The sequence below is a fragment of the Microcystis aeruginosa LEGE 91341 genome, assembly GCF_015206885.1.
Taxonomy (GTDB): domain Bacteria; phylum Cyanobacteriota; class Cyanobacteriia; order Cyanobacteriales; family Microcystaceae; genus Microcystis; species Microcystis aeruginosa_H.
In genome coordinates this window covers 1-5492 of the sequence record NZ_JADEXY010000197.1, presented here as the reverse complement: position 1 = coordinate 5492, position 5492 = coordinate 1, and the positions used below count along the sequence as shown (strand labels likewise).

General features: G+C 51.1%; 5 protein-coding genes and 1 pseudogene. All 6 read left to right on the top strand.

What is annotated here, in order from left to right; all coding sequences use genetic code 11:
• Positions 1-109 (top strand): annotated as a pseudogene (locus tag IQ234_RS19645) (IS5/IS1182 family transposase); the annotation flags it as partial.
• A 23-nt stretch (positions 110-132) separates the two neighbouring features.
• Positions 133-807, top strand: coding sequence for a cadmium resistance transporter (locus IQ234_RS19640; RefSeq protein WP_193958319.1), 675 nt, complete (start codon positions 133-135; stop codon positions 805-807).
• A 118-nt stretch (positions 808-925) separates the two neighbouring features.
• Positions 926-2077 (top strand): sulfate ABC transporter substrate-binding protein, encoded by a 1152-nt coding sequence (locus IQ234_RS19635; protein ID WP_193958318.1) that lies wholly within the window; start codon positions 926-928, stop codon positions 2075-2077.
• Positions 2078-2117: 40 nt separating this feature from the next.
• Positions 2118-3137 (top strand): PstS family phosphate ABC transporter substrate-binding protein, encoded by a 1020-nt coding sequence (locus IQ234_RS19630; RefSeq protein WP_193958317.1) that lies wholly within the window; start codon positions 2118-2120, stop codon positions 3135-3137.
• Between the two features lie 424 nt (positions 3138-3561).
• On the top strand, positions 3562-4503 hold the full coding sequence (gene pstC, locus IQ234_RS19625) for a phosphate ABC transporter permease subunit PstC (protein WP_193958316.1): 942 nt from the start codon (positions 3562-3564) through the stop codon (positions 4501-4503).
• A 5-nt stretch (positions 4504-4508) separates the two neighbouring features.
• Positions 4509-5399 (top strand): phosphate ABC transporter permease PstA, encoded by an 891-nt coding sequence (gene pstA / locus IQ234_RS19620; protein ID WP_193958315.1) that lies wholly within the window; start codon positions 4509-4511, stop codon positions 5397-5399.
• Positions 5400-5492 lie beyond the last annotated feature (93 nt).

Genomic DNA, 5492 nt, shown 5'->3' with positions numbered 1-5492 from the left:
ATCATCAAGATATAGGAATCGGAGACGGCGTTTTGGTCTGAGATTTAATTTAATCGCTGGCATTTACAACTATGAACTTGCTTTAGGCTATCATCAAGTAGCTGAATAAGACTTTTGCAGGAGGTCTTATGGATGGATTGGTTGATCGAAATCGTCAAAATCGCGGTGGCCACCGGCATAGCCACCACCTTCGACGACAATATTTATCTAACCGGCTTTTTTAGCGAGGTAAATCGTACCTTTCGCCCGGTTCACGTTGTTGTCGGCGAGCTAGTCGGGTTTACGGCCTTAGTATCGGTTAGCTTGCTGGGTTTTCTCCTCGGCCTAATCATCCCGCCGATTTATATCGGTCTTCTCGGAATCCTGCCGATCCTCATCGGTGTGAAAAATTTAGTGACTTTAAATCGCGATAACGAGAGGGAAAACGCAGATCGCAAGGTGAATTTGCGAAGAAACGCCCAATTTCACGGGTTCGCCTCCCGCAGACTACCCCTCGGTCAAGTCCTCAGAGATCGCCAAACCTATCAAGTTTCCGCGGTGACGATATCCAATGGCGGCAATAATCTCGGTATCTATATTCCCCTATTCGCCAATAGTACCGTGGCGCAGTTAGCCGTCATCATCCCGATCTGCTATCTAATCGTCTGTACTTGGTTATTTCTCTCCTATCATCTAACCCGCCAACCGGGGATCGCAGTTGTCCTCAGCCGTTACGCGAGTAAGCTTTTCCCTTTTGTGCTGATGTGGTTGGGCCTACGGATTATTCTCGATAACGGCTCCTATCGCCTGTTGATTCCCACCGGCTAAATTAGACCCCTGTAAAAATCGCCAATCTCTGGCTCCCACGGGGGTCAGAATTGAGCAAGAGAGAATAGATCGCGATAATCGAGAACTCCTTTAGATCAACCTTATCGAGAAAATCCCGATGAATGTATCACTGTTGTCCATCCGATCGCTGTTTCGTCCCCTTCGACTTGGCTCAGGGCAAGCCTTCCATTCGCTATTGCGGCGGGGATTTGTATCCTTCTTGGTATTGGGATTGCTGGGTGCGCTCGCGCTCGCTTCCTGTACGTCCGGGGGGATCGCCTCGAAACCGGAGGTGAAATTAAATCTCGTTTCCTTTTCGGTCACGAAAGCCGCTCACGACCAGATTATCCCGAAATTCATCGAGAAATGGCAAAAAGAGCGGAACCAAAAAGTCATTTTCGAGCGCAGTTACGGCGGTTCCCTAGCTCAGGCCGATGATGTGATCGCTGGGAAACAAGAGGCGGACGTGGTACATCTAGCCCTACCTCTAGACGTGATGCGCATCGCCGACGCGGGGTTAATCCATCGCGGTTGGGAAAATCGGGTTCCGAGAAGGGGAGTGGTGAGTCGATCGGTTGCGGCGAACGCAAAGCGCTCGCTACGCGAGATCGTGACGCGGGCGGGAAATCCGAAAAATATTCAATCTTGGGCGGATCTGGCCAGAGAGGACGTTACAGTTCTATCCGCCGATCCGAAAACTTCCGGGATCGCTATTTGGCAGTTATTAGCCCTCTGGGGTTCGGTGACGCAAACGGGGGGCGAACCAGCACAGGCATTGGATTTTGTCCGCCAAGTCTATGAAAAGATTCCCACCCTAGCGAGGGACGCACGGGAAGCCAGCAATGCCTTTTTCCAAGAGGGAAAGGGGGATGTTTTAGTCACCTACGAAAACGAGGTAATTCTAGAGGGCAGAAATCAACCCGACATCAATTACTTCGTCCCTCCGGTCAATATCTCGATCGATAATCCCGTTGCGGTGGTAGATAGAAATGTCGATAAACACGGCACGCGAGAGGTGGCCGAGGCCTTTGTGGATTTCCTCTATTCCGAGCCGGCACAACAGGAATTCGCCAAATTGGGCTATCGATCGGTCAATCCCTTTATCACGATCTCGCGTAGCGAGCGCTTTGCGTTCGCCACCGAAGCCAAATTACCTCCCGTGGAAACGCTGTTTAGCTCCCAAGATTTAGGGGGTTGGCCTTTGATCAGTAACGAGTTTTTAGCGAAGGGAGCTATTTTCGACCAAGTCAGAGGAAATTCTCCCAACTAAAAGCCCTCACCGATCTTGTTATCAATCTCTCTTCAATTCTATGAAACAATTCCGTCTTTTTTATCTAATTCCCCTCTTACTGATAGGCCAATGGATGACTGGTTGTGCCGACCCTTCGACTTGGCTCAGGGCAAGCAGAGCGGAAAGCGGGGAACAACAGGTCAGCTTGGACGGGGGGGCCGTGGGCTTCGCCCTAGCGCTCGCCGTTGCCGAAGAATACCAAAAAGTCGATCCCAAGGCCCGCGTCGGGGTGGCCTTTAGCGGTACAGGTGGGGGATTTACCCGGCTCTGTAACGGTAGCATCGATATTGGGGTCGCTTCCCGTGTCATCCGGGAATCGGAATCGAAAGCCTGTAAGAGGGCGGGAATCGAGTACATCGAGCTACCCATGGGGCTGGACGGTCTGGCGTTGGTAGCGAACAAAAACAATAAGTTTCTCAAGTGCCTAACTCGAAAAGAGTTAAAGACACTCTGGGAGGCAGAAGCCGAAGGAAAAATCGTCACTTGGGATCAAGTTAATCCTAAATTTCCCAAAGAGAGAATTCTGTTATTCGCACCTCCTGTGGACGCGGGAACGACCGATTATTTCACCCAATCGATCACCAAGAGAAGAGGGAATATTCGGAGCGATTATACGCCCAGCTTTAACCAAAATACTCTGATTCAGGGAGTCATCGGCAATGCCAACGGATTCGCCTTCGCGGGGATCGCTTTCGTAATGCAAAATCAAGACAAGGTAAACGTGGTCGGGCTAGAAAATCTGGATGGCAAAGAGTGTGTTAAGCCCATTCCTTTGGAGAACGTCAAGCGCAATACCTATAGTCCCCTGACTCGCCCCCTCTTCATTTACGTTAGCAAGAAGGCACTGGATAGCAAACCTTCGGTTGAACGTTTCGTGCGTTTCTTTGTGGATAATTCCTGGAAATACGTGGACAGTGTAGGCTATGTGTCGTTACCCGATCTCGCCTACGTGAAAACTCGGGAACGATTCGAGAAACGACAAACGGGATCGACCTTTATAAATGCCAAGCCAGGTGAACCGATTATCAACTTTTTCTAAGGAGGAAATAGTAAACTCTTGACATCCTCGCCGCCCTAAAAGTGCGGCGATTCCTAAACCTCACGATTTAAGTTTCTGCTTCCACCACCGTCGCATACCACAGTTAAAAAACCATGTACTGTCTTACACAGAGTCCACAGACTTTCGCCCCATTTCAGAAGCCCGATTCCGTGTGTCCCACGGTACGTTTCCAGCTAAACGCTTCTTGTACTTGTTGCGCGCGACTTTTTACCCGGCCAAGCTTTTCTGGTCGGAACCCCCTAAGCCTAGTTTTCAAGGCTTCGGCCGTGAGCTCAGGCTTCGACGGTGAGCTCAGCCGAACCGCCGAACGGTGCTGCGCCGTCCACTTGGTTTTCGAGACTGGCCTCTTAATTCTAACGTAAAGCCGCCGTTCTACGGCGGGGTTTCAGACCCAAAATTTCCTATGACCACTACCGGTTCTTTTGATGACTCTTTGTTCGCAAGAGGGGATTCTCTTCTCAAGCGAGCCTCCGATGATGTTCCCGAGAAAATTATCGGAACGATTTTGTTCGCCTGCGCCCTTGTATCTGTAGTCACAACCTTCGGCATCGTCGCTATTATTTTCAAGGAAACTGTCGCTTTTTTCCAGGAAGTAAGTTTCGCGCAGTTCTTCTTGGATAGCCAATGGACTCCCCTTTTTAATCCTCCCCGTTTCGGGATCTGGCCGTTGATTAACGGAACCGTTTTAACCACGGTCATCTCAATGGTGGTCGCAGTTCCGTTGGGATTGTCTTCAGCGATTTATCTGGCCGAGTACGCAACCCCGAAAGCAGCTTCTATTCTGCGTCCGGCGGTGGAAATTCTGGCGGGAATTCCCACCGTAGTTTACGGTTACTTCGCACTGATCTTTCTCACGCCCTTACTACGGAATTTTTTACCCGTAGAGGTTTTTAACGCTCTGAGCGCGGGATTGATGATGGGAATCATGATCACCCCGACCGTCGGTTCCATCAGTCTAGACGCGATTAAATCGGTTCCCCGTTCCCTGCGCGAGGGTTCCTACGCCCTAGGAATTACCAAGCTGGAAACAATTTTCAAGGTGGTTTTGCCGGCCGCCCTATCGGGGATTATGGCTTCGATTATTTTGGGGGTTTCCCGTGCGGTGGGAGAAACCATGACCGTCCTGATCGCGGCGGGCGCTCAACCTCGTCTAACTTTCAATCCACTGGAATCGATCGCCACCATGACCGCTTTTATGGCCCAGGTTTCCAGTGGAGATGCCCCGAGAGGGAGTTTCAATTTTAAATCCATCTATGCGGTCGGTGCGGTGCTTTTCCTGATCACTCTGGCGCTCAATATCGGCAGTTATTGGATTTCCAATCGCTTTAAGGAAAAATACGACTAATTATCATGGTTAAATCTTCTCCTACTAGGGATACGGCCGTCTTTAACGATCGACTCGAAAGCCGAGAAACCATCGGCAAAATCTACGAGTATGTTTTCTTGATCGGATTACTCATCGGTCTATTCGTTCTCGCTCTACTGTTGCTCAATGTCTTTCATGACGGACTGGCCCGCCTACTTACCCCCGGTTTTCTCACGGAAACCCCCTCCCGTTTTCCCGAGCGCGGCGGAATTCGCCCCGCGATTATCGGTAGCCTCTATTTGGGAGTAATCGTGATCTTGGTAGCGGTGCCCATCGGGGTGGGCGCTGCCCTATACCTAGAAGAATACGCCCCGAAAAACTGGTGGACGGCGCTGATCGAGGTGAATATCGGCAATCTGGCCGGGGTTCCCTCGATCGTTTACGGTTTACTCGGTTTAGGGGTCTTCGTCTATTTACTGAATTTCGGCTCTACCCTACTTTCCGGGGCCTTAACCCTATCTCTACTATCGCTGCCAGTCATTATCGTTGCGGCGCGGGAGGCGATCCGGGCGGTTCCCGATTCCCTCCGCCAAGCCTCCTACGGTCTAGGCAGCACCAAATGGCAGACGCTCCAACACCATGTTTTACCCTACGCGGTGCCGGGGATTCTCACGGGGGTAATTATCTCCGTGTCGCGGGCGATCGGGGACGCGGCCTCGCTAGTGGTGGTGGGAGCGGTGAGTTTTCTGACCTTCGATCCGGGTTTATTCGAGCGATTTATGGTACTGCCCATTCAGATTTTTAGTTATGTCTCCCGTCCTGAACCCGGTTTCGCCAACGCCGCCGCCGCAACGATTATCGTTCTGATCCTTTTGATCATGGCGCTGAACGCCATCGCCATCTATCTACGTCAACGCTATTCGACACCGAATTAGGGAAGGCAGCAGGCAGCAGGCAGGAGGTTAGATAAGTCTATTTAGGGTTTGCGGCAAAAAGTTTTTCCTGGGGGCAGGGTGTGGGGTGTGGGG

Excerpts from the sequence above, each read along its gene's own strand:
- IQ234_RS19630 (WP_193958317.1), top strand. The coding sequence starts at position 2,118 with ATGAAACAATTCCGTCTTTTTTATCTAATTCCCCTCTTACTGATAGGC.
- pstC (WP_193958316.1), top strand. The coding sequence starts at position 3,562 with ATGACCACTACCGGTTCTTTTGATGACTCTTTGTTCGCAAGAGGGGAT.
- IQ234_RS19635 (WP_193958318.1), top strand. The coding sequence starts at position 926 with ATGAATGTATCACTGTTGTCCATCCGATCGCTGTTTCGTCCCCTTCGA.
- pstA (WP_193958315.1), top strand. The coding sequence starts at position 4,509 with ATGGTTAAATCTTCTCCTACTAGGGATACGGCCGTCTTTAACGATCGA.
- IQ234_RS19640 (WP_193958319.1), top strand. The coding sequence starts at position 133 with ATGGATTGGTTGATCGAAATCGTCAAAATCGCGGTGGCCACCGGCATA.